Origin of the sequence: Mesorhizobium sp. M0848 (assembly GCF_040319805.1) — a bacterium.
GTDB lineage: Bacteria > Pseudomonadota > Alphaproteobacteria > Rhizobiales > Rhizobiaceae > Mesorhizobium.
Genome location: NZ_JAMYOM010000039.1, coordinates 13,874 through 40,251, shown reverse-complemented (window position 1 = coordinate 40,251; position 26,378 = coordinate 13,874). Strand labels below are relative to the sequence as shown.

The following is a 26,378-nucleotide window of genomic DNA, read 5'->3' as shown; positions in this document are numbered from 1 at the left end:
TCCGGTCAGCCGCCCATTTGCGTGCGCGGCAGGTGGATCAGGTTGCCGAAGCGGGCACGCAATCTGTCGTCGACCTGTTTTGGCACATGGCGCGGAAATCGTTCGGCAAGAATGCGTTTCTTCTCGGTGATCGCACGCAGCAATATATCAGGCCGGCCCTTTTCGTTCCATTCCTTCGGCGAGGAACGATCGCCGAGGGCGGGATAGAAGTGCTCGGTCTGCATCAGCTTGAGCGTTTGTTCGTTGTCGAGATAGTGGCCCGGACCCTTGAGGCAGACCTCGGCGATGCTGTCGATCGACAGGGCCTCGTCGGTCACGTCGATGCCACGCGCGCAGCCCAGGCAATGACCGAGCATGTCGTTGTCGATGACCAGGCTCTCCAGGCAGAAGCCGAGCAGCGAGGCATGCATGCCGGCCGCCTCGTAGACGAGGTTGAGGCCGGAGAGGCCGGCCATCACATTGGTGATGCCTTTTTCGTAGCCGGACTGAATATCGGGCAATTTCGAATCAGTCATGCCGGCGGCGGAGCCGCCGGGCAGGTCGTAGAATTGCGCCATCTGGGCACAGGCCGCCGTTGCCACCGACTGCTCGGCCGACCCGCCCGCCATGGCGCCGGTGCGCAGGTCCGACATGAACGGCCAGGCGCCGAAGATCGCCGGATGGCCGGGCTTGAGCGCGTTGACATAAACCAGGCCGGCCAGCACTTCGGCCACCGCCTGCACGACGGCGCCGGCCATCGCCGCGGGTGCCGTGGTGCCGGACTGGCCGGTCGACAGCAGCAGGATCGGGATGCCGCCTTCAACGCAGGCCTCAAGCACGCCGCAGGCATCCTCGGCGAATTTCATCGGCGGCACGACGAATGAGTTGGAGTTGGAAACGAATGGCCGGGCGCGGAAATTCTCCTCGCCGCCGGCGATGGCGTACAGCATTTCAAGCGCAGGCTTCACGTTCTCACGCACGGTGAAGGATGTTCCGACGTGCTTCGATGTTCCCATCACACAGGCATAAAGCGTGTTGAAATCCATTTCGAGCGGATCGGCGATGTCGCGCGCCACCATCGGCCGCTGGAAGAAATGGATGTTGTCCAGCCCGTCGACGATGCGGGCGGCATCATAAATATCCTGCAGCTTGGATTCGCGGTACTCGCGCTTCTCCAGATCCACCAGGTGCACGGCGATGCCTGCCGTGCCGTAGTGCACGCGCTTGCCCTGGACTACCATGTCGTGCCTGGGGTCCTGGCCATGAAGCGTGAAATGTCGTGCCGCCCGCTTGATGGTGTCGAGCACGAGCGCGCGCGGAAAGCGGACACGGCCATCGTCGCCGTGGACCGCCCCCACCTTGGTCAGCACCTTTATGCAGGAAGGAATGGCGTTGGCGAAACCCACCGTCTCCAGAAGCGTCAGCACGCCCTCGTGGATACGCTCGCGGTCATCCCCGCGCAGCGGCCCGTAGCCGCCGCCCTCGATGGCCTTGTGCTGTGGTCTGGTATCCTCCACTAGGGGAGATGATCGCATGGCATGTCCTGTTGTTTCGCGAAGACCGGAGCGTTGTGGACGACGGTTCGCCGGCGTGTCCTGCTGTTCGACAGCCACTGGCATGGAAGCACTCCACCTTCGTCGGCAGGGAACTCGTGGCGGTTGGTCCACCATCGGCCTGCTTCTTCCCCTGGCGCCGACTATGCCGCCGGCACTGGCCCATCCTATGAGCCAGCTGGCCCAGTTGCATGTGCCAGAACTAAAATACCGGAGCCGCTGCGAGCGGCTCCGGTTACGAGAGATCGACGATGGATCAGGCGGCCGCGGGTCTGCGTCCGGCGGCCGTGGCCAGTTCGCGGATGCCTGGCTCGATGTGCTGCAGTGCGATCGACGAGATGCCCAGCCGCATGAAACGCGAAGGCTTTTCAGTGCGATCGAAGAAACGGTCGCCTGGCTCGATGATGACGCTGCGCGAGGCCGCTGCCTCAGCCAGGCCGTGCGAATCGGTGCCGCGCGGCCCTTCGAGCCACAGCGACGTGCCGCCGGCCGAATCGGTCGAGCGCCATTCCGGCAGGAAGGCGGAAATCGCATGGACCAGCCGCTTGCGCCGTTCGTCGAAGGCCGACGACAGCCGCCGCACCAGCGCCTCGTGGTGGCCGAGCGACAGGAACAGCGCGACGGCGCGCTGATTGTTGGCCGGCGGATGACGCAGCATGAAGCGGCGCAGCGCCCTGAGTTCCGCGATCAGTCCCGCGGACGCCACGATGTAGCCGAGCCGCAGGCCGGGAGCCAGCGTCTTGGACATCGAGCCGACATAGACCACGCGGCCGGAGCGATCGAGGCTCTTCAGCGCTTGCTGCGGTGCCTCGTCGAGAAGCTGGCTGTCATAGCCATCCTCGATGATGATCTGGTTGTAGCGGTTGGCTCGCGCCAGAAGATCCTGCCGCCGCTCAGCCGACAACGGCACCATGGTCGGGCAATGATGGCTGGGCGTGACGAAGACGAAGCCGGAATCATTGGGAATAGAAGCGGTTACGATGCCGGACTGGTCGACCGGCACCGGCTGTATCTCCGCGCCCGCAAGGCGGAAGATCGAGCGGGCGTCGGGGTAGCCGGGGTCCTCCATCGCCACCTTGGAGCCTTTGGACATCAGCAGCGTCGCCAGCATGTAGAGCGCGTTCTGGGCGCCCAACGTGACGATGATCTCGTCGGGATTGGCGAAGATGCCGCGCCGGGGCAGGAGCCGCGCCTGGATCTGCTCGATCAGCAGCGGATCGTCACGGTCGACCATGTCGGACGCCCAGTTGCGGATTTCCAACACCGCCAGCGCCATGCGGTTGCACTCGCGCCATTCGGCGGTAGGGAACAGCGCCGGATCGAACTGGCCGTAGACGAAGGGGTAGGACGACTTGATCCAGTTCTCGTGCTTGGCCGGCGGCGGCATGTCGCTGGCGAAGATCTTGCGGCGTGCCTTCCAGTCGATCTCGTTGGCCTGGTCGGGCGCCTTCTGGTGCGGCTTGGCCGGTGTCGCCAGCACATCGGGATTGACGAAATGTCCACGCCGCTCGCGCGCCACCAGGAAACCCTGGTCGACGAGCTGCTGGAACGCCAGCACCACGGTTCCGCGCGCCACGCCAAGTTTTTCGGCCAGGATCCGGCAGGAAGGAAGCGGCATCGAAGCGGCGATCTGGCGGTCCAGAATGGCGGCCACGATGGCTTGGCGGATCTGCGCTTGCAGGGTTTGGCCGGATTCAGCCGAAATCCGGAACAGGCCGGACCATATCGCCGTGTCGTTTCGCTGTGGCATGGGAGATTTCCTCGATGGCCAGCCTTTTTCGCTTGGCTGGACCAGCCGAACGTAACCGTGGCACAAGGGGTTGCGCCAATCAATTTTTCTGATCGTTGGGATTTATGCCAGTGATCCTTCACGCCATTTTGATGCTGCGCCGCGGCATAGTTGCGTGACTCTGTGCGTCATCGCTGCGCATTGAAACGGGTGGAGTTCGGCCCGATAGATTGTCGCGACGACACGCGCCGGAAACATCCGGTCCGTAATGATGGCTCGAGGTCTCGGAGTTTGGCAGTGGATCAATCGTCCTTTCAAAAACAGCTCGCCGCCTTGCGCGATCACCGCGCTGCAGCGCCCGCCAGCATGCGCCAGGCCTTCGCCGCCGATCCCAAGCGGTTCGTGGAATTCTCCGCCACCGATGGCGATCTGCTGCTCGACTGGTCGAAATGCGCGGTCGATGCGACCGCCATGGAACTGCTGGAAAAGCTCGCCCTGGCCGCCGATCTCGAAGCTCGTCGCGCCGCCATGTTCGCCGGCAAGAAGATCAACGTCACCGAGGACCGTGCCGTGCTGCACACGGCGCTGCGCAACCTGACCGGCAAGGGCGTCACCGTCGATGGCCAGGATGTCAAGGCTGACGTCATCGCCGTGCTCGACGCCATGGGCGCCTTTGCCGATGCCGTGCGCTCCGGCAAGGCGGCCGGCGCCACCGGCAAGAAGATCACCGACATCGTCAACATCGGCATCGGCGGTTCCGATCTCGGCCCGGCCATGGCGACGCTGGCGCTGGCGCCCTATCATGACGGGCCGCGCGCGCATTACGTTTCCAACATCGACGGCGCCCATATCCACGACACGCTGAAGGGGCTGTCCGCCGAGACCACGCTTTTCATCATCGCTTCCAAGACCTTCACCACCGTCGAGACGATGACCAATGCGCAGACGGCGCGCGACTGGGTGCAGAAGGCGCTCGGCAAGGAAGCGGTCGGCAAGCACTTCGCCGCCGTGTCCACTGCGCTCGATCTGGTCGCCAAGTTCGGCATCGCGCCCGATCGCGTCTTCGGCTTCTGGGATTGGGTCGGCGGCCGCTATTCGCTCTGGGGCGCCATCGGCCTGCCGGTGATGATCGCTGTCGGCCCGCGGAATTTTCGCGCCTTCCTCGATGGCGCGCATGGGATGGACGAGCATTTCCGTACCGCACCGGTGCAGGAGAACCTGCCGGCGCTGCTGGGGCTGGTCGGCTGGTGGCATCGCGTCATCTGCGGTTACCCGGCGCGCGCCGTCATCCCTTACGACCAGCGCCTGTCCAGATTGCCCGCCTATCTGCAGCAGCTCGACATGGAATCGAACGGCAAGAGCGTCACCCTCGAAGGCACGGCGGCAACGACGCCGACCGGACCGCTTGTCTGGGGCGAACCCGGCACCAACGGCCAGCATGCCTTCTTCCAGCTGCTGCACCAGGGCACCGATTTCATCCCGGTCGAGTTCCTCGCCGCGGCCGTCGGCCACGAGCCCGATCTCAAGCACCAGCACGATCTGCTGCTCGCCAACTGCCTGGCGCAGTCGGAAGCGCTGATGAAGGGCCGCACGCTGGACGAAGCCCGCGCCCAGATGCTGGCCAAGGGCATGAAGCCGGCCGAGGTCGACAAGATAGCCCCGCACCGCGTCTTCTCCGGCAATCGCCCCTCGGTGACCATCCTTTACCGCAAACTCGACCCGCGCACCTTCGGCCGGCTGATCGCGCTCTACGAGCACCGCGTCTTCGTCGAGGGCACGCTGTTCAACATCAACTCGTTCGACCAGTGGGGCGTCGAACTCGGCAAGGAACTGGCCACCGGCCTTCTGCCTGTCGTGGAGGGCAAGGAAAGTGCCGCCAAGCGGGACGCATCGACCGCAGGCCTTGTGGGATTCATCCACCATTTGCGTGGCTCGGAGTGAAAAGCTTGGCAGACATCAAGGGAATATTGTTCGACAAGGACGGCACGCTTGTCGACTTCAACGCCACCTGGCTCGGCGTTGCCGACTTCATGGCCATGGATGCGTCCGAAGGCGATCGCTGGAAAGCCGACAGGCTGCTGGCCGCCGCCGGCTTCGATTTCGCCAACAAGCGCTTTAAGCCTGACTCGATATTTGCCTCCGGCACCAATCTCGACGTCGTCGAATTGTGGTTTCCGCGCCTCTCCAACGAGGATCAGATGCTGGCGGTCGCCCGCTTCAACGAGATCACCTCGGTGCAAGGCTCGGCGATGGCCGTGGCGCTGCCGGGCATCGTCGACACGCTGACGGCACTGCACAGGAAGTCCTACCGGCTTGGCGTCGCCACCAACGATTCGACCAGCGGCGCGGAAAAGACGCTTGTCACGCTCGGCGTCGCCCAATTGTTCGACGCGGCCTATGGCTACGACGCGGTGGCCAATCCGAAGCCGGCGCCCGACACGATCCTGGCCTTCAGCGATCTCACCGGCCTCAGGCCGGCGGAAATCGCCATGGTCGGCGACAACCGCCACGACCTCGAAATGGCGCGTGCCGGCGGCTGCGGGCTGGCGGTCGGCGTGCTCTCCGGCACCGGAACCCGCGAATCGCTGGCCGGCATTGCCGACGCCATCCTGGATTCCGTTGCCGATCTGCCGGATTTTCTCTCGGCGCGGGTCAAGGAGACGATCTGATCCCGTCGGTAGACGCGGCCGCCTCGTCAGCCTTCGAAGCGAAAGACGCCGCTTGGCTGGAGCGCGCTGTCTTTCGCCTGGCCGAAATCCGGCACCTTATGTTCGGCGAGCAGGCGCAGCCGTGATCGTGGCAGATAGGCGCGGCTAGGATCGCCGACCAGGACCTCGATGCCGGCATTCAGGCAGCGTTCGAAAAAAGGCATGACGCGGTCGGCGACGCCTTGGCTGTAGAAGACATCGCCTGCAAGCACGAGGTCGACGGCCGGCGGCGGACCCCTGGTGATGTCGTCTCCGATCACGGTGATGGCGACACCGTTGGCCGCCGCGTTTAGAGCGAGCGCGGCAACGCCGTTGCGGTCGATCTCTGCGGCGATGACTTCGCGTGCCCCAGCCTTGGCGGCGGCAATGCCGACAAGACCCGAACCGGCGCCGAGGTCGAGCACGCGGCGGCCGGCTACCGTTTGCGGATGATCCAGTATGTGGCGCGCAATCACCGCGCCGCCGGCCCACACATAAGCCCAGTAAGGCGGCTGCGGCTCGGGTCCATCGTTGTCAGCCTCGATCGTGTCGTCATCGTCGCCAGCGCTTTGGTGCGGATCTATGAGCCGTCTCAGGCCACTGGCCGGATGCGGTGTATAAAGCTGGATGTCAGGCACCGACGGCACCGGGGCGAGGCGCATGTTCGTTCTGATGAATTCTGCCGGGTCAGGACGGCAAGGTGCATTTACGGCATCCGCGCCGCCGGCTGCAATCATTCGCGCAGTGCTCGCCGCAGGATCTTGCCGACCGGCGTCTTCGGCAACTCGGTCCTGAATTCTATGTATTTGGGCCGCTTGTAGCCGGTCAGGTTCTCGCGGCAGAAGGCGGTGAGCGTCTCCGCGGTCAGCGCCGGATCCTTCTTGACCACGAACAGTTTCGGCACCTCGCCCGAATGCTCGTCCGGCACGCCGACCGCCGCCACTTCGAGCACGCCCGGATGCATCGCCACGACTTCCTCGAGCTCGTTCGGATAGACATTGAAGCCCGAAACCAGGATCATGTCCTTCTTGCGGTCGACGATCTTGGTGTAGCCGCGCTCGTCCATGAAGCCCATGTCGCCGGATTTGAAGTAGCCATCCTTGGTCATCACCTTGGCGGTCTCATCGGGCCGGTTCCAGTAGCCCGCCATCACTTGCGGTCCTCGGATGCAGACCTCGCCGACCTCGCCGAGCGGCAAATTGTTGCCGTCGTCGTCGCGGATGGCGATCTCGGTCGAGGGCAGCGGCAAGCCGATGGTGCCGGTGAAGTCGCCGGCGGTGAACTTGTTGGCGGTGGCCACCGGCGAGGTTTCCGAGAGGCCGTAGCCTTCGGTGACCGAACAACCGGTCAGCATCTTCCAGCGTTCGGCGACGCCCTTCTGCACCGCCATGCCGCCGCCCAGCGTCAGCACCAGCGGCTTGAAGTCGAGCTTGCGGAAATCCTCATTGTTGAGCAGCGCGTTGAAAAGCGTGTTGAGGCCGGGAAAGATGTGCACCGGATATTTCTGCAATTCCTTGACGAAGCCGGGAATGTCGCGCGGGTTGGGAATGAGCACATTGCGGGCGCCTTGCTGCATGCCCATCAGCGCGTTCACGGTCAGCGCGAAAATATGATAGAGCGGCAGCGCGCAGATGAAGTTGGGGTGCGCCGGTTTCGGCTTGATCGTGTAGGCATCCTCCATCCACTGCGCGTTCTGCGCAACGTTGGCGAGCACGTTTCTGTGCAGCAGTGTGGCGCCCTTCGACACGCCCGTGGTGCCGCCCGTATATTGCAGGAAGGCGACATCGTCGGCTTCCACCTTGGCCGGCTTGAAGCCCATGCCGGCGCCGGCCTTCATGGCGGCATTGAACTTGACATGGCCGGGCAAGGACCATGCCGGCACCATCTTCTTCACGCGGCGCACGACGAAATTGACGATCGTGCCCTTCAGGCCGCCAAGCATGTCGCCCATCGCGGCGACCACCACATGCTTGACCGTGGTCCTGGCGATCACCGCCTGCAGGGTGTTGGCGAAGTTCTCCAGGATGACGATGGCTTGCGCACCGGAATCCTTCAACTGGTGTTCGAGCTCGCGCGGCGTGTAGAGCGGATTGATGTTCACCACCACATAACCCGCTCGCAAGATCGCCATCATCGCCACCGGATATTGCAGCACGTTCGGCATCATCAGCGCGACGCGCGCGCCTTTCCGCAGGCCTTTCGATTGCAGGTAGGCGCCGAAGGCCGCCGACAGCCGCTCGACATCGGTGTAGCTGATGGACTTGTCCATGCAGGTGAAGGCCGGCTGCGCGGAAAACTGCTTGCAGGCGGCGACGAGGAAATCGCCGATCGAGCTGTAGGGCAGGGCGCCGATCTCGGCCTGCACGTTTTTCGGATAGCTCTTGAGCCACGGCTTTTCCGGCAAGCCGGCGGCCAGCGCCGTCAGCGTTTTCGGCAATCGGTTGGCGGTGGCGTCGGCCGGCCTTGCCGCCGGTGGGGTCTTCATCGCCGCGGCGGCTTTCGACGCCGGCCTGGCAGCGGGCTTTGCCGCCCCCGCTTTATTTCCCGACGCCGTCTTTCCGGCCGCAGCCTTGGCCGGGGCTTTCACCACTGGCCTTGTGCTTGCCCTTACGGGCGCCGCGGCCGCCTTCGGCGTGGCGGCTTTGGAAACGGGTGCTTTCGGCTTGGCAGTACCGGCTGCTTTCGACGGCGCCTTGGCTCCCGCTTTCACCGGCGCCGTCGTCCTTGATGCTTTTGCCAACCGTTCCTCCCTGGACAAGTCTTGTTCATCCGCGCCGCGCTCGCCCCTGAATTGACAAGGACGCCCTCCGCTGCGGCCGCTACACCCTATGTATTGCCTCCGTTGGTGACCGTGCAAGTCTTGCCCTTGCGGCAACATGGCGAAAGATTTGCCGTCGAAAGTCTTTGCCGCCGCCAGCGCTCCCAGGCGGTGTCCTGGCGTATCCCTCGGCCGCTCGGAAGCGCCGGGAACATTTATATCGTCAGCTTGGCGATCAATAAAAAAATTCGGTTGTTAATAATCTCGTGAATGGAAAAAACTGCTAATTTTTTCTGCAATTTGGCAAAATAGCGGATTTTTTTCCTGCTTCCCGCGGGGTAAGCAAACGGGGTGTTCCAAAGCCGGAAAAACGGTGCTTATATGCGCGCTTCGCGAGCCTGATAGAGGGGCTTGGAAGAACATCAGGGAGTGCTCAATGAATAAGAAGCTGACTTTTGCAGCCGCGTTGCTGGCTGCAAGCGTCCTGAGCGGCATGGCCAATGCGAAAACTCTGGTCTACTGCGCGGAAGCTTCGCCGGAAGGTTTCGATCCGGCGCCGTATACCGCAGGCCAGACGTTCGACGCGTCATCGCGCACCGTCTTCAACCGCCTTGTCGAATTCGATCACGGCAAGACGACGACCTCGCCGGGCCTGGCCGAGAGCTGGACGATCTCCGACGATGGCAAGGAATATGTCTTCAAGCTGCGCAAGGGCGTCAAGTTCGCCGCAACCGACTATTTCACCCCGACGCGCGACTTCAACGCCGACGACGTGGTGTTCTCGTTCGAACGCCAGGTCGACAAGAACGGCCCCTGGTTCCAGTACATTCCGGGCATTGCCTACCAGTATTACAATGACCAGTTCGGCGACAACATTACCAAGGTCGAGAAGGTCGATGACCTGACGGTGAAGTTCACCCTCAAGGAGCCGGCGATCACCTTCATTCCGACGCTGGGCATGGATTTCGCCTCGGTCGTCTCCAAGGAATACGCCGACAAGCTGCAGGCCGACAAGACGCCTGAGCTGTTCAACCAGAAGCCGATCGGCACCGGCCCGTTCATCTTCGTCGACTACCAGACCGACGCCGCCATCCGCTACAAGGCCAACCCGGACTATTGGGGCGGCAAGCAGAAGATCGACGATCTGGTCTTCGCCATCACCACCGATCCGGCGGTGCGCGCGCAGAAGCTCAAGGCCGGCGAATGCAACATCATGTCGTACCCGGCACCGGCCGACATCGCCGGCCTGCAGGCCGATGCGAACCTGAAGGTCGAGGAGCAGGAAGGCCTCAATGTCGGCGCGCTGATGTACAACACCCAGCAGAAGCCGTTCGACGACGTGCGCGTTCGCAAGGCGCTCAACATGGCCATCAACAAGAAGGCCATCATCGATGCCGTCTTCCAGGGCGCCGGCCAGGTGGCGATCAATCCGATCCCGCCGACCATGTGGTCCTACAACAAGGAAGTGAAGGACGATCCTTACGATCCGGATGCAGCCAAGAAGCTGCTTGAAGAAGCCGGCGTCAAGGACCTCAAGATGAACGTCTGGGCCATGCCGGTGTCGCGCCCCTACATGCCGAATGCGCGTCGCACCGCCGAGCTGATCCAGGCGGACTTCGCCAAGGTCGGCGTCACCGTCGAGATCGTCAGCTACGATTGGGGTGAATACCTTAAGCGCGCTTCCGCGGTCGATCACGACGGCGCCGTCATCGTCGGCTGGACCGGCGACAATGGCGATCCGGACAACTTCCTCGGCGTGCTCCTGAGCTGCGCTTCCGTCGGTTCGAACAACCGCGCGGAATGGTGCAACAAGGACTTCGATGCGCTCATCAACAAGGCTAAGACCGTTTCGGACCAGGCCGAGCGCACCAAGCTCTATGAACAGGCACAGGTCATCTTCAAGGAACAGGCACCCTGGGCGACGCTCGCTCACTCCAAGGTGTTCATGCCGATGCAGAAGACCGTCACCGGCTTTGCGATGGATCCGCTCGGTATCCACCGCTTCGACGGCGTCGATATCGCCGAATAAGGTTGCGAAACGGGGGCGCCACCATGTGGTGACGCCCCCACTCGCCCGCCATGCTGCGTTATATCCTCGGCAAGCTCGCCCTCATCATCCCGACCTTCATCGGGATAACCATCCTCGCCTTTGGCTTCGTGCGCATCCTGCCCGGTGATCCGGTGCTGGTGCTTGCGGGCGAACGCGGCCTGTCGCCCGAACGCCACACGGCGCTGATGCACCAGTTCGGTTTCGATCTGCCGATTTGGCAACAATACCTGACCTATCTGACGAATGTCCTGAGCGGCGATTTCGGCACCTCGTTTTCAACCAAGACGCCGGTGCTCAAGGATTTCCTGGTGCGCTTCCCGGCAACGGTCGAACTCGCCATCTTCGCCATGATCTTTGCCGTTGTCCTGGGTGTCGCCGCCGGCATCTTCGCCGCCATCCGCCGCGGCTCCTGGTTCGATCAGCTGACGATGGGCACGGCGCTGGCGGGCTATTCCATGCCGATCTTCTGGTGGGGCCTGCTGCTGATCATCGTCTTCTCCGGCACGCTGCACTGGACGCCGGTTTCCGGCCGCATCGACCTTCTCTATTTCTTCAAGCCGGTGACCGGCTTCATGACCATCGATTCGCTGATCTCGGGGCAGAAGGGCGCATTCCGCTCGGCGCTGTCGCACCTGATCTTGCCGACCATCGTGCTCGGCACTATCCCGCTCGCAGTCATCGCCAGGCAGACACGCTCGGCGATGCTCGAAGTGCTGGGTGAGGACTATGTCCGCACCGCGCGCGCCAAGGGCCTGGCGCCGCGCCGCGTCATCGGCCTGCATGCCTTCCGCAACGCGCTGATCCCGGTCGTCACCACCATCGGTCTGCAGGTCGGCACGCTTTTGACCGGCGCCATCCTGACCGAGAGCATCTTCTCCTGGCCCGGCATCGGCAAATGGATGATCGATGCCATCTCCAAGCGCGACTATTTCACCGTGCAGGGCGGCTTGCTTTTGATCGCGCTGATCGTCATGTCGGTCAACCTCATCGTCGACGTGCTCTACGCGGTCATCAACCCACGCATCCGGGCCAACTGACATGAGCAATGAAGGCCCAGCCACCATCGAAGCCGCGACCGTCGTCAAGCCGCAGGATGCCAGGCTGCAGATGTTCGGCGAGTTCTGGCACTACTTCTCCGTCAACAAGGGCGCGGTGATCGGGCTCTTCGTCTTTGCGCTGCTGATCCTGATCGCCATCTTCGCGCCGCTGCTGGCGCCGCATTCGCCGGACGATCAGTTCCGCGACTTCTTCCTGACGCCGCCGGCCTGGCAGGAGGGCGGCAACGCGCAGTTCCTGCTCGGCACCGACGCTGTCGGCCGCGATATGCTGTCGCGCCTGATCTACGGCTCGCGGTTCTCGCTCGCCATCGGCTTCGTCGTCGTCACGTCAGCGCTGATTTCAGGCGTCATTCTCGGCCTACTCGCCGGCTACTGCCGCGGCTGGGTCGACACGCTGATCATGCGCATCATGGACATCATCCTGGCCTTCCCGTCGCTGCTATTGGCCCTGGTGCTGGTCGCGGTGCTTGGCCCCGGCCTCGTCAACGCCATGATCGCCATCGCCTTCGTGCTGCAGCCGCATTTCGCCCGGCTCACCCGCGCCGCCGTGATGGCCGAGAAGACCCGCGAATATGTCGTCTCCGCCAAGGTCGCCGGCGCCAGTCATCTCAGGCTGATGCTGGTCACCATCCTGCCCAACTGCATCGCGCCGTTGATCGTGCAGGCGACGCTGTCCTTCTCCAACGCCATCCTCGAGGCGGCGGCCCTTGGCTTCCTCGGCATGGGCGCGCAGCCGCCGACGCCGGAGTGGGGCACCATGCTGGCCGAGGCGCGCGAGTTCATCCTGCGTGCCTGGTGGGTGGTTACTTTCCCGGGTCTCGCCATCCTGATCACCGTCTTCGCCATCAACCTGATCGGCGACGGCCTGCGCGACGCGCTCGACCCCAAGCTGAAGAGGTCGTGAGCATGCCTCTGCTCGAGATCAAGAACCTCACCGTTTCCTTCGACACCGCGGCCGGACCGTTCATGGCCGTGCAAGGCATCGACCTCTCGATCGAGCCGCGCGAAGTGCTGGCGATCGTCGGCGAGTCCGGTTCCGGCAAGTCTGTGGCGATGCTCGCGGTAATGGGCCTGTTGCCCAACACCGCAACCGTCAAGGCAGACCGCATGGCCTTCGACGGCGTCGATCTCCTGAAGCTCAGCCCGTCCGAACGCCGCAAGATCGTCGGCAAGGACATCTCGATGATCTTCCAGGAGCCGATCGCCAGCCTCAATCCGTGCTTCACCGTCGGCTTCCAGATCGAGGAGGTGCTGCGCTTCCATATGGGTATGGATCGCGCTCAGCGGCGCGCGCGGGCCATCGAGTTGATGAAGCTGGTCGGCATCGCCGATCCGGAAGAACGGCTTAGCTCGTTTCCGCACCAGATGTCGGGCGGCCAATGCCAGCGCGTCATGATCGCCATCGCCATCGCCTGCAATCCGAAGCTGCTGATCGCCGACGAGCCGACGACGGCGCTCGACGTCACCATCCAGAAGCAGATCCTCGATCTGCTGGTTTCGCTGCAGGCCAAATACGGTATGGGCCTGATCATGATCACCCACAATATGGGCGTGGTGGCCGAGACCGCCGACCGTGTCATCGTCCAGTACAAGGGCCGCAAGATGGAAGAGGCCGACGTGCTGTCGCTGTTTGAATCGCCGAAGAGCAATTACACGCGGGCGCTTTTGTCGGCGCTGCCGGAGAACGCCGTCGGCGACCGGCTGCCTACCGTTTCCGACATGATGTTCGAGCCGGCGCCTTCGGCAGTTGGAGCCGCCTGATGAGCACCACGGTCCTCGAAGGCAAGAACATCGTCCGCGACTACCATATCGGTGGTGGCCTGTTCACCGGGCCGCGCACAGTGCACGCGGTCAAGGGCGTCTCGTTCAAGGTCGACAAGGGCAAGACGCTGGCCATCGTCGGCGAAAGCGGCTGCGGCAAGTCCACGCTCGCCCGCATCATCACGCTGATCGATCCGGCGACGTCAGGCGACCTGTTCATCGACGGCAACAAGGTCGACATCGCCAAGGGCGGATTGACCAAAGAGATGCGCCGCAAGGTGCAGATCGTCTTCCAGAACCCCTATGGATCGCTCAATCCGCGCCAGAAGATCGGCGACGTGCTGGGCGAGCCCCTGCTGATCAACACCGACAAGCCGGCGGCCGAGCGGCGCGACCTGGCGATGAAGATGCTGAAGAAGGTCGGCCTCGGTCACGAGCACTACAACCGCTACCCGCACATGTTCTCGGGCGGCCAGCGCCAGCGCATTGCCATTGCCCGTGCGCTGATGCTCAACCCAAGCCTGCTGGTGCTGGACGAGCCGGTCTCGGCGCTCGATCTTTCCGTGCAGGCACAGGTGCTCAACCTGCTCGCCGACCTGCAGGACGAGTTCCAGCTGACCTATGTCTTCATCAGCCACGATCTGTCCGTGGTGCGCTACATCGCCGACGATGTGATGGTGATGTATTTCGGCGAAGCGGTCGAATACGGCTCGCGCGACGAGGTCTTCGCCGACCCCAAGCACAGCTACACCAGGACGCTGTTCGCGGCGACCCCGCGCGCCGACGTCGCCTCGATCAAGGCGAGGCTAGCGAAGAAGAAAGCCGCCTGACGCCGCGGCGTCAGGCCGTAGCATTCAGCTCGCTCAGGACAGCTTGGCGATGATGCTGCGTAGCGCTTCGCCGAAGCGCCGGACTTCCTCGACTGTGTTGTAGTGGACCAGTGAGGCGCGGATGGCGCCGCTGTCCATCGATAGGTTGAGGCGCTTCATCAGCCGCGGCGCATACATGTGGCCGTCGCGGATGCCGATCTGCATCTCGGCCATCTCTTCGACGATCCGCTGCGGCGACAGTGTGCCGATGTTGAAGCAGAACGTCGGCACGCGTTCGGTGATGCGGGCCTCGTCTGCGACGCCATAGATGGTCGCGCCGCAACCTTTCAGCACCGCAAGCATCTCGCGCGCCAGCACCAATTCGTAGTCGCGGATGGCGCCCATGCCGGCAACGATGTTGTCGCGCCGCGAGCGGTTGTTGGAGGGTGCGAGATTGCGGCCGATCAGTTCCAGGTACTGCACGGCGGCATCCATGCCGGAGACGTTCTCGTAGATGAACGTGCCTGCCTCGACCTTGTAGGGCGGCTCGTTGGGGATGAAATCCTCGCGGAAGGTCGGCAGCCGTTTCAGCGTTTCGAAACGACCCCAGAGGAAGCCCATATGCGGCGAGAAATTCTTGTAGCCGGAGCAGACGAGATAGTCGCAGTCCCAGGCCTGCACGTCGATCAGCCCGTGCGGTCCGTAATGCACGCAGTCGAGGAACACTTCGGCGCCGGCCGCGTGCGCGATCTTGGCCACCGCGGCGACATCGACGATCGAGCCGATCGAGTGCGCGGTGACCGTGCAGGCGACGAGACGGGTGCGGTCGGAAACCAGCGGGCGCAGATCGTCGACATGCAGATTACCGTCCTCGCGCATCCGCCACCATTTGAATTTCGCACCGGCGGATTCCAGCGCCAGCCAGGTCGCGATGTTGGCGTCGTGGTCCATGTCGGTGATGATGATCTCGTCACGCTCCTGAAGCATCTGACCGATACCGAGGCTGACCAGGCGGATGAACGAGGTGGCGTTCATGCCGAAGCAGATTTCCGCCGGGCTATAGGCGTTGATGAGCAGCGCTACGCTTGTCCGAGCATCGGCGACCGACTGGTCGACGGTGACGCTGCGGCCATAGCGGCCGCCGCGCTGCACATTGTGCGAAACCAGATGGTTGGTCACCGCGTCGAGCACGCTTTGCGGGATCTGCGCGCCGGCGGCGTTGTCCAAAAAGATGAAGTCGCCAGCCCGCTGCAAGGCTGGAAACATGGCGCGGATGGCGTCGACGGGGAACGCGGTGGCGTTTGCATTGTCGGTTTGATGCTTGTTCACGGGTAGGCTCCTGCAAAGGACTTGAGCGGGGATCAGGTAGTGGAGGTCAGCGCTTCTTTTCGGTCTTGAAGCGCTCTTCAAGCAGGCTGACGAGGCGGACCATCGGCCAGAGGAAGATGAGGTAGACAAGCGCTGCGCCGATCAGCGGCGAGGGGTTGGCGTAGAGCGACTGCGCGTTGGTCGCTTCCTTCAAGAGTTCCGGCAGCGCCACGGTGGAGGCGAGCGAAGTGTCCTTGAACATCGAGACGCAGTTGCTGGTCATCGGCGGGATGACGACGCGGATCGCTTGCGGCAGCACCACCTTGCGCAAGGTCAGCAGGAACGGCAGGCCAAGCGCCTGCGACGCCTCGAACTGGCCGCGCGGGATGCTCTCGATGCCGGAGCGGAACACCTCCGCCGAGTAGGCCGACATGATGAAGGCGAAAGCAGTCACGGCGGAGGCCCAGGACGACAGGCGTATGCCGAGGAACGGCAGTGCATAGTAGATCAGGATCAGCACGACCAGCACCGGCAGGGCGCGGAAGATGTCGGTGTAGCCGACCGCCAGCCACCGCAGCGGCTTCGGCGCATAGAGCCGCACCAGGCTGATCCCCAGGCCGATGGGGATGCCGATGCCGATGCTCAAAATGCCGAGCAGCAGCGTGTTCAGGAAGCCGCGCAGCAGCGCCGGCAGGCTGGACATGATGACATCGGGATTGAAGAAGGTATCCAGCAGCGACATGGGAGCGTTCCCGAACCCGAGAGCAAGGATGCTCAGGTTAAAACCAATCGACCTCGCCAATGGCGAGACGGTCTGCGCGGAAGCCGGCGCTGGCGCATGAAATGAATCGTGCCGGCCTGGAAAGCCGGCACGATGTCAGCGCAGCTTTCAGCTCAGGCCTTCGGCAGCGGCATTTCCTTCATGGTCGAAGAGTCGGCGGGCGCGTCGCTGCCGAACCACTTCTTGTGGATGGCGGCCAGCGTGCCGTCCTTCTTCATAGCGCTCAGCGCGTCGTTCAGTTTGCCGAGCAGCGGGTGGTCCTTGCTCATCATCAGGCCGTATTGTTCGCCGGTCTTGATGCGCTCCTTGACGACCAGGTCCTTCATCTTGGTGAAGGAATACTCCATGCCTGGAATGTCGCTGACGGCGGCATCGACGCGGCCGGCGCTGAGGTCGAGCAGCAAATTCTGCTGCGTGTCGTAACCCTTCACGTCGCTGAAGCCGCCGGCTTCCTGATGTGCCTTGACCCAGGTTTCACCGGTCGAGCCGGACAGCACGCCGACGATCTTGCCCTTGAGGTCGGCCTCGGCCTTGATCGGGCTGTCGGCCTTGGTGGCAATGCCCATGTCGGAATCATAATAGGGCTGCGTGAACGACTGCGACTTCAGCCGCTCGGCCGTGATGGTGATCGACGAGATGGCGACGTCGATGCGCTTCGACGTGGTGGCGGCAAACAGCGCCTGGAAGCCGAGATCGGCGATGTCGGTGGTCATGCCGATGCGCTTGGCGGCTTCGTTGACGATGTCGACTTCAAAGCCTTCGAAGGTGCCGCTCTCGTTCTTGAATTCGAAGGGCGGGTTGGTCGGATAGGCGCCGACATTGAGCACATCGGCGGCATAGGCGGTGGCGGGGCCGGCGGCGATGCCGACGGCGGCGGCAAGAAGAAGCAATTTGCGGCGCGTGAAGCTCATTTGTGTTCCCTCTGTTGTTGATCGGGCGGGTTGCTCCCGCACGGTTTTTTGCCGCCCCGCTTCACGCAGGACGTCAATTCATGGCAGCGACCATGCGGTCATGGTTGGCGACGTTTTGTGTTGCAGATCGCGGATCTGCGCGCGCACTTCATCGAAGGCATGGCGCGCATTGGATGATGACTGGGGCAGTATGAACGACAAGAACTGAGACTCCCACCCGGAGCACCCACGATGGACTGGCCGGCACGATGAACTGGTCTGCACGATGGACTGGCCGGCAAGCCCGTCCGGCACGGCAATCGCCATCGACTCTGGAATGCTTATCCAAAGTGCGGCGCTTTTCAAGGCGAAAGTTTTAAGCTTAAAAAGCTGCGGTGTCCGTTGCGTGGCCGACACGGTGCGGCCCGCTGGAACCGATACCCGCGAGCGATGGCGACGCGAAGCTATTTCAGGCTTGAAATATCTCCGCGCGGGCCTAGCGTGTGCTCTCTCGCCGGGAGGTCGCGACATGAACAAACCACACCCCTTGCACGGCCCGAACAGATTGAAGCTGGGGGTCTTTTCGACCAATGCCGATGGCGGGCTGGCCATAACCGATGTGCCTGAACGCTGGACGGCAAGCTGGCAGGACAATCTGACCGCAGCCCAGATCGCCGACCGTGCCGGGCTGGAGTTCATGCTGCCGATCGCCCGCTGGCGCGGTTTTGGCGGCCGCAACAAGGTGCGGGAATGGTCGTTCGAGACCTTCACCTGGGCGGCGGCCCTTGCCATGGCCACCGAGCAGATCGGCCTGTTCATGACCGTGCATGTGCCGCTGGTGCATCCGCTCTATGCCGCCAAGGCGCTGGCGACGGTCGACCACATCAGCCAGGGTCGCGCCGGCCTGAATATCGTCTGCGGCTGGAATCCGAAGGAATTCGGCATGTTCGGCACGCCTCTGGTCGAGAAGGGCTACGACCAGGCAGCGGAATGGATCGAAATCCTCGAAAAGCTTTATGCCTCGCCCGACCCGCTCGACTATGAGGGCACCTACTACCGCCTCAAGGAAGCCGTCAGCCGTCCGGCCAGTCTGCAGGTGCCGCGCCCGGTGACCATGAACGCCGCTTTCGGCGGGCCCGGCCGCGATTTCGCCGCCGCGAGATGCGACTATCTGTTCACGACCTTTTCCGAAATGGGCGATGCCGGCAAACATGTCGCCGACATCAGCGAGCGGGCAGACAAGGTGGGCCGTGATGTCGGCGTCTACACCGTGGCGCATGTCGTCTGCCGCCCGACGATGGAAGAGGCGCGGGCATATTACACGCGCTATGCGGTCCATATGGCCGACCACGACGCCGTCGATGCCCACATGGCCGGCAAGAAGGAATTCTCGCAGTCGCACGACCCGCACGCCTATGACCGCTACCGGCAGCGTTTCGCCGGCGGCGCCGGCACCTACCCGCTGATCGGAACGCCGGAAACGATCGCCGCCGACATGGTCGCCATTGCCGGGCATGGCTACCAGGGCATCGCGCTGTCCTTCGTCAATTACACCAGGGAGTTGCCCTATTTCTGCGATCACGTGCTGCCGATTTTGCGGAAGGCGGGGCTTCGCGCATAGTAGTGGTGATCAGTTGCGGTGGATCATCGCGGATATTCGGAATTAGCCGAAGCCCTCCCCAACGTCGTCATCCCTGGGCGAAGCAGGAGCGCAGCTCCGTCGCGGAGACCCTGGGATCCATGCCGCGACTTCGGCCGTGGAGTGTGCAGCGGTGCAGAATTCTGGACCGTGGTGACGCTTTGGAGTCCCGGCATGGATCCTCGGGTCTGCGCCGCGTCGCTTCGCTCCTTGCTTCGCCCGTGGATGACGAAGTAATGGGCGTTTACTCCGGACGAACGAATTCCCTATTCCGGAATAACGGCAGTCGCCTGGATCTCCACCTTGGCCCGGTCTTCGACCAGCGCCACCACCTGCATGGCGGCCATCGCCGGAAAATGCCGGCCGATGACCTCGCGATAGGCCTCGCCGATGCCCCTGAGGTTGGCTAGGTATTCGGCCTTGTCGGTAAAATACCAGGTCATCGAGGTGATGTGCTGCGGTCCGGCACCGGCCTCGGCCAGCACCGCCACGATGTTCTGAAGCGTTTGCCGCACCTGGCCGACAAAATCGTCGGTCTCGAACTGGCATTGCCCGTTCCAGCCGACCTGTCCGCCGACGAAGACGAGCTGCCCGCGCGCGGCGACGCCATTGGCGTAGCCGACAGGTTTTGCCCAGCCTTCGGGCTGCAGAATCCTGTGCATTCAAAACCTCCCGGTATTCCAAAACCCAATTTTCAAAATCGAACGCTCGTCAAAATCTCTGCCGTCAGGCCGCGCCCATCACCTGCCGCGCGATCACCACCTTCTGCACGTCGGAGGCACCCTCGTAGATGCGCAGCGCGCGGATCTCGCGATACAGGCTTTCGATGATGTGGCCCTTGCGGACACCGTCGCCGCCATGCAGCTGCACAGCCTTGTCGATCACCTCTTGCGCCTTGTCGGTGGCAAACAGCTTGGCCATCGCCGCCTCGCGTGTGACCCGCGCGGCCCCCATGTCCTTGGTCCACGCAGCGCGGTAGACCAGAAGCGCCGCCGCATCGACGTCGAGCGCCATATCGGCGATATGCCCCTGCACCATCTGCAATTCGGCCATCGGGGCGCCGAACAGTTTGCGCTCCGCCACGCGTTTGATGCTCTCGTCCAGTGCGCGGCGGGCAAAGCCAAGCGCCGCCGCGCCGACGGTCGAACGGAACACGTCGAGCACCGACATGGCGATGCGGAAGCCATCGCCCGGTTTGCCGATCAGTGCGGCGGCCGGCAGGCGGACCTGGTCGAAAGACAGCCGCGCCAGCGGATGCGGCGCGATTACTTCCAGCCGTTCGGCGATGCCAAGGCCCCTGGCGTCGCCAGGCACGAGGAAGGCGGAAAGCCCCTTGGCGCCCGGCGCCTCGCCGGTGCGGGCAAAGACGACATAGAGGTCGGCGATGCCGCCATTGGAGATCCACGTCTTCTCGCCGGACAAGACGTAGCTGTCGCCGTCGCGGATCGCCGTCATCTCCGTGTTGGCCACATCCGATCCCGAGCGCGGCTCCGACAGGGCAAAGGCTGATATCGCCTTGCCAGCGCGCGTCTTCGAAAGCCATTGCTGCTGTTGCGGCGTGCCGAACAGGCTGAGCGCGCCGGTGCCGAGCCCCTGCATGGCGAAGGCGAAATCGGCCAACCCGTCATGACGGGCGAGTGTCTCGCGCGTGATGCACAAAGTGCGGACGTCGAGGGGGCCAGGATTGTCCGTGTCGAGCGCCGTCGGCTTCAGCCAGCCGTCCCTGCCGAGCTTGCTGACCAGCTCGCGGCAGGCGGCGTCGACATCATGGTGATCGACTGGCAGGTTTTTAGCGCACCATGCCTCGAGGCGCTCGGCAAGCTGGCGGTGGTGGTCTTCGAAGAACGGCCAGGAGAGGAAGGAACGGTCAGGCATGGGCGCCTCCTTCCGCGCAGCGATCCTTCACACCCCCCTCTGCCCTGCCGGGCATCTCCCCCGCAAGGGGGGAGATCGGACGTTGTTTTGGCTTTCGCCAATCTCCAAAATTGCAGTATGGGCGCTGCCAACGAAACCGCTGATCTCCCCCCTTGCGGGGGAGATGCCCGGCAGGGCAGAGGGGGGTGCCTGGGCGCAAACCGCTCATCCTCAATCCCCCTCGAACACCGGCTTTTCCTTGGCCACGAACGCCTTGTAGGCGCGCTCGAAGTCGCTGGTCTGCATGCAGATCGCTTGCGCCTGCGCTTCCGCCTCGATCGCCTGGTCGAGACCCATCGACCATTCCTGGTTGAGCTGCGTCTTGGTGATGCCGTGCGCAAAGGTCGGGCCGGAGACGATGCGCGCCGCCATATCGAGCGCGTCGGCCTCCAGCGAGGCGGCATCGACCAGCCGGTTGTAGAAACCCCAGCGTTCGCCTTCCGCCGCCGTCATGGTGCGGCCGGTGTAGAGCAGTTCGGCGGCGCGGCCCTGGCCGATGATGCGCGGCAGGATCGCGCAGGCGCCCATGTCGCAGCCGGCGAGGCCGACGCGGGTGAACAGGAACGCGGTCTTGGCTTCCGGCGTGGCGATGCGGATATCGGAGCTCATCGCAATGATGGCGCCGGCGCCGACCGCGACGCCGTCGACCGCCGCAATGATCGGCTTGCCGCAATTCAGCATCGCCTTGACGAAATCGCCGGTCATGCGGGTGAAGGCGAGAAGCTGCTTCATGTCCATCTTGACCAGCGGGCCGATGATGTCGTGGACATCGCCGCCGGAGCAGAAATTGCCGCCATTGGACAGGAACACCACGGCGTCGACGTCATCGGCATAGACGAGGTCGCGGAATGTGTCGCGGAGTTCCGCATAGCTGTCGAAGGTCAGCGGGTTCTTGCGCTCGGGCCGGTCGAGCCGGATCTTTGCGATCCTGCCCTCGACCTCCCAGAGGAAATGCTTCGGCTTGCGTCCGGCCATTGCGGTCATTCGCGTCCCTCCCAGTTGCTGCGGAACGAGGTCAGCATGCCGGTCAGCCGGCGCGCGTCGTCCTCGCTGACCTTGCCCAGCAATTCACCGATCCAGCCTTCATGCGCCGCGGCGATGGTGGCGAAGGCCTGCGTGCCTTCCTCGGTCAGCCGCACCATCGACGTGCGGCGGTCGCCATTGCGCCTCGCGCGGGCGACAAGTCCTTCCGAAACCAGCCGGTCGACGATGCCCGTGACATTGCCGTTGGAGACCAGCAGGAAACGCGACAGGTCGCTCATCAGCATGCCTTCCGGCGCGCGATAGAGGGCGGCCATCACGTCGAAGCGCGGCAGCGTGGTGTTGAACTCCTTCTTCAGCCGCTCGCGCAACTCGGCCTCGATCGTGCGTGAGGCGCGCAGCAGCCTGATCCACAGACGCAAGCGGTCCTTGCCGGGTCCCGACGGCGCGGGCAGGGGGCCGGCTACCATGTTTCGCCTCCTGAGATGGAAATCGCCTGTCCCGTTATCGACTGGGCGGCGTCGCCGCAGAGCCACAGCACAGCCGCGGCGACCTCATCCGGCTGGATGAAGCGGCCTTGCGGGTTGGTCGAGGCGAGGCTTGACCGCGCTTGCTCGACCGAGCGGCCGGTCTTCTCGATGATGCGCTGGATGGACTCTTCCAGCATTTCGGTTTCCACAAAGCCTGGGCACACCGCGTTGACGGTGACGCCGGATTTCACTGTTTCGGCGGCAAGAGCCCGCATCAGGCCGATGACGCCATGCTTGGCGGCGACGTAAGACGCGACGTAGGCGTAGCCTTTCAGGCCGGCGGTCGAGGCGATGAAAACAATTCGTCCCGTTTTCCGCGCGGCCATGCCGGCCAGCGCCGGCTTCACCGTCAGGAAGGCGCCGGTCAAATTGACGTCGAGTGTTCGCTGCCAGTCGATAAGGGTGGTTTTGTGCGCCGGGGCGCTGCCGGCCATGCCGGCATTGGCGACGACGATGTCGAAGGGGCCACGCGCGGCTTGCGCCCTCTCGTAGAGCGCCGCCATTGCCGCCTCGTCGGTGACATCGGCGACAATGCCGAAGATGCGGTCGTTCTCGCCGGCCACCTCAGTGAGCTCCGGTTCCCGGCGGCCGCAGATGGTCACGTCGATGCCGGCAGCAGCCAGCGCCAGCGCGATGGCCCGGCCGACGCCGGAGCCGCCGCCTGTGACCAGCGCATGCTTGCCCGCGATCATGCGCCAATCCTCGAAACCTGGCGCCAAGTACCCCCACCCCTAACCCTCCGCACAAGGGGGAGGGAGAAGGCAGCGGCAGCACCCATCCGTTGTAAACTTCTGCGGTTCCAGAGCCGACGGTGACTTGGTCCCCCTCCCCCTTGTGGGGAGGGGTTAGGGGTGGGGGTATAGCGCTGACGTGGCAAACGAAAAACACTCATACTTTCAGCCCCGCTGCGGCGTCGCGCTCGGCCAGCCGGTAGAGCTGGTCGCGTCCGGGCAGATAGGGGTCCGGCCATTTGACACCGCGGTCGCCGAGCGTCACCGCCGCATGCAGCGTCCAGTAGGGATCGGCGAGATGCGGCCGTGCCAGCGCCACCAGATCGGCGCGGCCGGCCATCAGGATCGAGTTGACATGGTCCGGCTCGTAGATGTTGCCGACCGCCATGGTGGCCATGCCGACCTCGTTGCGGATGCGGTCGGAAAACGGCGTCTGGAACATGCGGCCATAGACCGGCTTCGCCAGTGCCGAGGTCTGGCCGGCCGAGACGTCGCAAATGTCGACGCCGGCCTCATGCAGCAGCCGGGCGATCTCGACCGCATCGGCTGGCGTCACACCTTCGATGCCGACCCAGTCATTGGCCGAAATGCGCATCGAGATCGGTTTTTCCGCCGGCCAGGCGGCGCGCACCGCGCGGAAGATTTCGAGGGGATAGCGCATGCGGTTTTCCAGCGAACCGCCATAGGCATCCGTGCGCCGGTTGGTCACCGGCGTGATGAAGGACGACAGGAGATAGCCGTGCGCGGCGTGGATCTCGAGCATGTCGAAGCCGCAACGATTGGCCATCTCGGCAGAGGCCACAAATTCGTCGCGCACGCGGTCCATGTCGGCGCGGTCCATCGCCTTCGGCACCTGATTCTGCGGCGACCACGCGACGGTCGAGGCTGCCATCACAGGCCAATTGCCTGAGACCAACGGCACGTCGGTGCCCTCCCAGCCAAGCCGGGTCGAGCCCTTGGCGCCGGAATGGCCGATCTGGGCGCAGATCTTGGCTTCGGTCTCGGTGTGGACGAAGTCGACCAGCCGCTTCCACGCCACCTCATGTTCGGGCGCGTAGAAGCCGGGGCAGCCGGGTGTGATCCGCCCTTCCGGGCTGACGCAGGTCATCTCGATATAGATGAGCCCGGCGCCGCCCTTGGCCCGCTCGGCATAATGGGTGAAATGCCAATCGGTCGGGCAGCCGTCGACGGCCTTGTACTGCGCCATCGGCGAGACGACGACACGGTTCTGCAGCACCATATCGCGCAGCTTGAACGGCGCGAACATCGGCGCGCGGCGCATGCCGCCGGCACCCGCCTGGCGCTGGAACCATTCCTCCGCCCCGCCCAGCCATTCGGCATCGCGCAGCCGCAAATTCTCGTGGCTGATGCGTTGCGAGCGGGTCAGCAGCGAATAGTTGAACTGCACCGGATCGAGGCCGAGATAGCGCTCGACCTCCTCGAACCATTCCAGCGAATTGCGCGCCGCCGATTGTAGCTTCAGCACCTCGGTGCGGCGAGCATCCTCATATCTACGAAACGCCGCGTCGAGGTCCGGCTCGGACTCGACATATTCGGCCAGCGCCACGGCGCTTTCCAAGGCGAGTTTAGTGCCGGAGCCGATCGAGAAATGGGCTGACGCGGCCGCATCGCCCATCAGCGCCAGATTCTTGTAAGACCAGCGCTCGCACAGCACGCGCGGAAAATTGATCCAGGCGGAACCACGGATATGGTTGGCATTGGTCATCAGCGCGTGGCCGCCGAGATGTTTTTCGAAGATCCGCTCACAAACGGCGATCGATTCCTGCTGCGACATCGCGCCGAAGCCGAAAGCAGTCCAGGTCTGTTCGCTGCACTCGACGATGAAGGTCGCGGTGTCGCTGTCGAACTGGTAGGCGTGCGCCCACACCCAGCCATGCTCGGTCTTCTCGAAGATAAAGGTGAAGGCGTCGTCGAATTTCTGTTGGGTGCCGAACCAGACGAACTTGCATTTGCGGGTGTCGATGTCGGGCTTGAAGATGTCGACGAAACTGTTGCGCGCCCTGGAGTTCAGGCCGTCGGCCGCGACGACCAGATCATGCGTCTCCATGTAGGGCTTGGGATCTGCAATGTCGGTCTCGAACATCAGCTTGACGCCGAGTTCGCGCGCCCGGCGCTGCAGCAGGACCAGCAGCCGCTTGCGGCCGATGCCGCAGAAACCGTGACCTGACGAGACCGTACGCACGCCGTCATGGATGACGGCGATGTCGTCCCAGTAGGCAAAGTGCTTCTTGATCCAGACGGCGCTGACCGGGTCGTTTTTCGACAGATTGTCGAGCGTCTCGGCCGACAGCACGACGCCCCAGCCGAACGTGTCGTCGGCGCGGTTGCGCTCGAACACCGTCACATCGTGCGCGGCGTCCCTCAGCTTCATCGAAATGGCAAAGTAGAGGCCGGCTGGTCCGCCGCCGAGAACCGCAACCTTCATGTCTGCGATCTCCTCTTCGCTTGCTGGAGTTCAGTATCGCGCCGGCGACAAGATATTTCAAGCTTAAAGTTTTATATCAAAACGATTGTCCTGACATGGCGAAAGCGCGCCTGCGTATCATCGCGCAAGCGCGCTGCCGGATCACTTTTCCGGGTTCTTCGGGCTCCACAGCACCGTCTCGGCGTCCTTCTCATAGGCCATTCCGTCGGGATAACTGATCGCTTCCAGTTGCAGCCCCCACGGCGCCTGGAAATAGAGGATGGTCTGGCCGGCGGCCGGCCCTTCCTTGACCGGCAGCGGCCCCATCCGCGTCTTGACGCCCTTGCCTTCGAGATAGGCTTTGGCGGCAGCGACGTCGTCGACATAGAAGGCTATGTGGAAGCCGCCAATGTCGCTGTTCTTCGGCGTCAGGTCCTTCTGGTCCGGTGCTGTGTATTTGAACAGCTCTATGTTCGATCCATAGCCGCAGCGGACCATGGTGACCTCTTCGATCACCGCCTTCGGGTCGACGCCCAGGAGATCCTGCATGAAGGTGCCCTTGTCGTCGGCGAACGGACCGAACGACATCGCCTTCTTGCAGCCGACCACTTCGGTGAAGAAGTCGACCGCTTGCTTCATGTCGGGAACGGTGATGCCGGTGTGGTCGTGGCCGCGCATGCCCGGGATCGAATCCGCCGAGGCCATGCCGGCGCTGCCGAGCATCGCGGCGGCCAGCGTTGCAATTGCGATAGTGGTCTTCATGTCAGTCCTCTCCATTTGGCGGGACTTGGGTCT

At 63.6% G+C, this 26,378-nt stretch carries 23 protein-coding genes; 8 read left to right on the top strand and 15 right to left on the bottom strand.

Annotated elements, in window-relative coordinates:
* Positions 1 to 5 precede the first annotated feature (5 nt).
* Together NKH95_RS31010 and pdxR are read right to left on the bottom strand one after the other, a co-directional pair.
* On the bottom strand, positions 6 to 1,598 hold the full coding sequence (locus NKH95_RS31010; RefSeq protein ID WP_352894267.1) for a trimethylamine methyltransferase family protein: 1,593 nt from the start codon (positions 1,596 to 1,598) through the stop codon (positions 6 to 8).
* 190 nt (positions 1,599 to 1,788) lie between these two features.
* On the bottom strand, positions 1,789 to 3,282 hold the full coding sequence (pdxR, locus tag NKH95_RS31005; RefSeq protein WP_352894264.1) for a MocR-like pyridoxine biosynthesis transcription factor PdxR: 1,494 nt from the start codon (positions 3,280 to 3,282) through the stop codon (positions 1,789 to 1,791).
* Positions 3,283 to 3,552: 270 nt separating this feature from the next.
* Here pdxR and pgi point away from each other — a divergent pair, with 270 nt between their 5' ends.
* Together pgi and NKH95_RS30995 are read left to right on the top strand one after the other, a co-directional pair.
* Complete coding sequence (pgi, locus tag NKH95_RS31000) at positions 3,553 to 5,202, top strand: glucose-6-phosphate isomerase (RefSeq protein ID WP_502895394.1); 1,650 nt, start codon at positions 3,553 to 3,555, stop codon at positions 5,200 to 5,202.
* Between the two features lie 5 nt (positions 5,203 to 5,207).
* The gene (locus NKH95_RS30995; protein ID WP_128304850.1) at positions 5,208 to 5,930 is read left to right on the top strand and encodes an HAD family hydrolase; all 723 of its coding nucleotides are present in this window, start codon (positions 5,208 to 5,210) and stop codon (positions 5,928 to 5,930) included.
* A gap of 26 nt (positions 5,931 to 5,956) precedes the next feature.
* On the opposite strand, the gene NKH95_RS30990 is transcribed toward NKH95_RS30995, so the two are convergent.
* Entirely contained in the window at positions 5,957 to 6,685 is a 729-nt protein-coding gene (locus NKH95_RS30990) for a class I SAM-dependent methyltransferase (protein WP_352894259.1), read from the bottom strand.
* Positions 6,682 to 8,688, bottom strand: coding sequence for a long-chain fatty acid--CoA ligase (locus NKH95_RS30985; protein ID WP_352894257.1), 2,007 nt, complete (start codon positions 8,686 to 8,688; stop codon positions 6,682 to 6,684). Before NKH95_RS30985 ends, NKH95_RS30990 begins: the two co-directional genes overlap by 4 nt.
* 454 nt (positions 8,689 to 9,142) lie before the next feature.
* On the opposite strand from NKH95_RS30985, the gene NKH95_RS30980 reads away from it, so the two are divergent.
* From NKH95_RS30980 to NKH95_RS30960, 5 genes are all read left to right on the top strand, one after another.
* Positions 9,143 to 10,735 carry an ABC transporter substrate-binding protein gene (locus NKH95_RS30980; protein WP_023811486.1) on the top strand — a complete coding sequence of 531 codons (1,593 nt, stop codon included), beginning with the start codon at positions 9,143 to 9,145 and terminating at the stop codon, positions 10,733 to 10,735.
* 50 nt (positions 10,736 to 10,785) lie between these two features.
* Positions 10,786 to 11,793 (top strand): ABC transporter permease subunit, encoded by a 1,008-nt coding sequence (locus NKH95_RS30975; RefSeq protein ID WP_023811485.1) that lies wholly within the window; start codon positions 10,786 to 10,788, stop codon positions 11,791 to 11,793.
* Positions 11,794 to 11,863: 70 nt separating this feature from the next.
* Positions 11,864 to 12,718, top strand: coding sequence for an ABC transporter permease subunit (locus tag NKH95_RS30970; protein WP_224618710.1), 855 nt, complete (start codon positions 11,864 to 11,866; stop codon positions 12,716 to 12,718).
* A 2-nt stretch (positions 12,719 to 12,720) separates the two neighbouring features.
* The gene (locus NKH95_RS30965) at positions 12,721 to 13,575 is read left to right on the top strand and encodes an ABC transporter ATP-binding protein (RefSeq protein ID WP_023811484.1); all 855 of its coding nucleotides are present in this window, start codon (positions 12,721 to 12,723) and stop codon (positions 13,573 to 13,575) included.
* A complete protein-coding gene (locus tag NKH95_RS30960) occupies positions 13,575 to 14,405 on the top strand; it encodes a dipeptide ABC transporter ATP-binding protein (RefSeq protein ID WP_023811483.1) in 831 nt (276 codons plus the stop codon). The genes NKH95_RS30965 and NKH95_RS30960 overlap by 1 nt, the downstream gene beginning before the upstream one ends.
* Positions 14,406 to 14,438: 33 nt before the next feature.
* Here NKH95_RS30960 and NKH95_RS30955 read toward each other — a convergent pair whose 3' ends face one another.
* The 4 genes from NKH95_RS30955 to NKH95_RS30940 form a co-directional block, all read right to left on the bottom strand.
* Entirely contained in the window at positions 14,439 to 15,713 is a 1,275-nt protein-coding gene (locus NKH95_RS30955) for a cysteine desulfurase-like protein (RefSeq protein WP_352894254.1), read from the bottom strand.
* Between the two features lie 46 nt (positions 15,714 to 15,759).
* On the bottom strand, positions 15,760 to 16,434 hold the full coding sequence (locus NKH95_RS30950; RefSeq protein ID WP_023811481.1) for an amino acid ABC transporter permease: 675 nt from the start codon (positions 16,432 to 16,434) through the stop codon (positions 15,760 to 15,762).
* Between the two features lie 152 nt (positions 16,435 to 16,586).
* Positions 16,587 to 17,384: an ABC transporter substrate-binding protein gene (locus NKH95_RS30945; protein ID WP_023811480.1), complete on the bottom strand. Its 798-nt coding sequence runs from the start codon at positions 17,382 to 17,384 to the stop codon at positions 16,587 to 16,589.
* Positions 17,385 to 17,462: 78 nt separating this feature from the next.
* Positions 17,463 to 17,780, bottom strand: a complete 318-nt coding sequence (locus NKH95_RS30940) for a hypothetical protein (protein ID WP_164893002.1) — start codon at positions 17,778 to 17,780, stop codon at positions 17,463 to 17,465.
* Between the two features lie 112 nt (positions 17,781 to 17,892).
* Here NKH95_RS30940 and NKH95_RS30935 point away from each other — a divergent pair, with 112 nt between their 5' ends.
* Positions 17,893 to 18,984 carry an LLM class flavin-dependent oxidoreductase gene (locus NKH95_RS30935; protein WP_023811479.1) on the top strand — a complete coding sequence of 364 codons (1,092 nt, stop codon included), beginning with the start codon at positions 17,893 to 17,895 and terminating at the stop codon, positions 18,982 to 18,984.
* A 284-nt stretch (positions 18,985 to 19,268) separates the two neighbouring features.
* On the opposite strand, the gene NKH95_RS30930 is transcribed toward NKH95_RS30935, so the two are convergent.
* The 7 genes from NKH95_RS30930 to NKH95_RS30900 form a co-directional block, all read right to left on the bottom strand.
* On the bottom strand, positions 19,269 to 19,664 hold the full coding sequence (locus NKH95_RS30930; protein ID WP_023811478.1) for a RidA family protein: 396 nt from the start codon (positions 19,662 to 19,664) through the stop codon (positions 19,269 to 19,271).
* 64 nt (positions 19,665 to 19,728) lie between these two features.
* The gene (locus NKH95_RS30925) at positions 19,729 to 20,877 is read right to left on the bottom strand and encodes an acyl-CoA dehydrogenase family protein (protein ID WP_352673511.1); all 1,149 of its coding nucleotides are present in this window, start codon (positions 20,875 to 20,877) and stop codon (positions 19,729 to 19,731) included.
* 210 nt (positions 20,878 to 21,087) lie between these two features.
* The gene (locus NKH95_RS30920; RefSeq protein WP_352894249.1) at positions 21,088 to 21,900 is read right to left on the bottom strand and encodes an enoyl-CoA hydratase family protein; all 813 of its coding nucleotides are present in this window, start codon (positions 21,898 to 21,900) and stop codon (positions 21,088 to 21,090) included.
* Positions 21,897 to 22,367, bottom strand: coding sequence for a MarR family winged helix-turn-helix transcriptional regulator (locus NKH95_RS30915; RefSeq protein ID WP_023811475.1), 471 nt, complete (start codon positions 22,365 to 22,367; stop codon positions 21,897 to 21,899). Before NKH95_RS30915 ends, NKH95_RS30920 begins: the two co-directional genes overlap by 4 nt.
* Positions 22,361 to 23,119, bottom strand: coding sequence for an SDR family NAD(P)-dependent oxidoreductase (locus tag NKH95_RS30910; RefSeq protein ID WP_352894247.1), 759 nt, complete (start codon positions 23,117 to 23,119; stop codon positions 22,361 to 22,363). The genes NKH95_RS30915 and NKH95_RS30910 overlap by 7 nt, the downstream gene beginning before the upstream one ends.
* 196 nt (positions 23,120 to 23,315) lie before the next feature.
* On the bottom strand, positions 23,316 to 25,604 hold the full coding sequence (locus tag NKH95_RS30905; protein WP_352894244.1) for a bifunctional salicylyl-CoA 5-hydroxylase/oxidoreductase: 2,289 nt from the start codon (positions 25,602 to 25,604) through the stop codon (positions 23,316 to 23,318).
* A gap of 141 nt (positions 25,605 to 25,745) precedes the next feature.
* Positions 25,746 to 26,345 carry a VOC family protein gene (locus NKH95_RS30900; protein ID WP_127808064.1) on the bottom strand — a complete coding sequence of 200 codons (600 nt, stop codon included), beginning with the start codon at positions 26,343 to 26,345 and terminating at the stop codon, positions 25,746 to 25,748.
* Positions 26,346 to 26,378 lie beyond the last annotated feature (33 nt).

Excerpts from the sequence above, each read along its gene's own strand:
- NKH95_RS30905 (WP_352894244.1), bottom strand. The coding sequence starts at position 25,604 with ATGAAGGTTGCGGTTCTCGGCGGCGGACCAGCCGGCCTCTACTTTGCC.
- NKH95_RS30920 (WP_352894249.1), bottom strand. The coding sequence starts at position 21,900 with ATGACCGCAATGGCCGGACGCAAGCCGAAGCATTTCCTCTGGGAGGTC.
- NKH95_RS30960 (WP_023811483.1), top strand. The coding sequence starts at position 13,575 with ATGAGCACCACGGTCCTCGAAGGCAAGAACATCGTCCGCGACTACCAT.
- NKH95_RS30910 (WP_352894247.1), bottom strand. The coding sequence starts at position 23,119 with ATGATCGCGGGCAAGCATGCGCTGGTCACAGGCGGCGGCTCCGGCGTC.
- NKH95_RS30970 (WP_224618710.1), top strand. The coding sequence starts at position 11,864 with ATGTTCGGCGAGTTCTGGCACTACTTCTCCGTCAACAAGGGCGCGGTG.
- NKH95_RS30900 (WP_127808064.1), bottom strand. The coding sequence starts at position 26,345 with ATGAAGACCACTATCGCAATTGCAACGCTGGCCGCCGCGATGCTCGGC.
- NKH95_RS30935 (WP_023811479.1), top strand. The coding sequence starts at position 17,893 with ATGAACAAACCACACCCCTTGCACGGCCCGAACAGATTGAAGCTGGGG.
- NKH95_RS30965 (WP_023811484.1), top strand. The coding sequence starts at position 12,721 with ATGCCTCTGCTCGAGATCAAGAACCTCACCGTTTCCTTCGACACCGCG.
- NKH95_RS31010 (WP_352894267.1), bottom strand. The coding sequence starts at position 1,598 with ATGCCAGTGGCTGTCGAACAGCAGGACACGCCGGCGAACCGTCGTCCA.
- NKH95_RS30975 (WP_023811485.1), top strand. The coding sequence starts at position 10,786 with ATGCTGCGTTATATCCTCGGCAAGCTCGCCCTCATCATCCCGACCTTC.
- NKH95_RS30930 (WP_023811478.1), bottom strand. The coding sequence starts at position 19,664 with ATGCACAGGATTCTGCAGCCCGAAGGCTGGGCAAAACCTGTCGGCTAC.
- NKH95_RS30990 (WP_352894259.1), bottom strand. The coding sequence starts at position 6,685 with ATGATTGCAGCCGGCGGCGCGGATGCCGTAAATGCACCTTGCCGTCCT.
- NKH95_RS30950 (WP_023811481.1), bottom strand. The coding sequence starts at position 16,434 with ATGTCGCTGCTGGATACCTTCTTCAATCCCGATGTCATCATGTCCAGC.
- NKH95_RS30980 (WP_023811486.1), top strand. The coding sequence starts at position 9,143 with ATGAATAAGAAGCTGACTTTTGCAGCCGCGTTGCTGGCTGCAAGCGTC.
- pdxR (WP_352894264.1), bottom strand. The coding sequence starts at position 3,282 with ATGCCACAGCGAAACGACACGGCGATATGGTCCGGCCTGTTCCGGATT.
- NKH95_RS30915 (WP_023811475.1), bottom strand. The coding sequence starts at position 22,367 with ATGGTAGCCGGCCCCCTGCCCGCGCCGTCGGGACCCGGCAAGGACCGC.
- NKH95_RS30925 (WP_352673511.1), bottom strand. The coding sequence starts at position 20,877 with ATGCCTGACCGTTCCTTCCTCTCCTGGCCGTTCTTCGAAGACCACCAC.
- NKH95_RS30945 (WP_023811480.1), bottom strand. The coding sequence starts at position 17,384 with ATGAGCTTCACGCGCCGCAAATTGCTTCTTCTTGCCGCCGCCGTCGGC.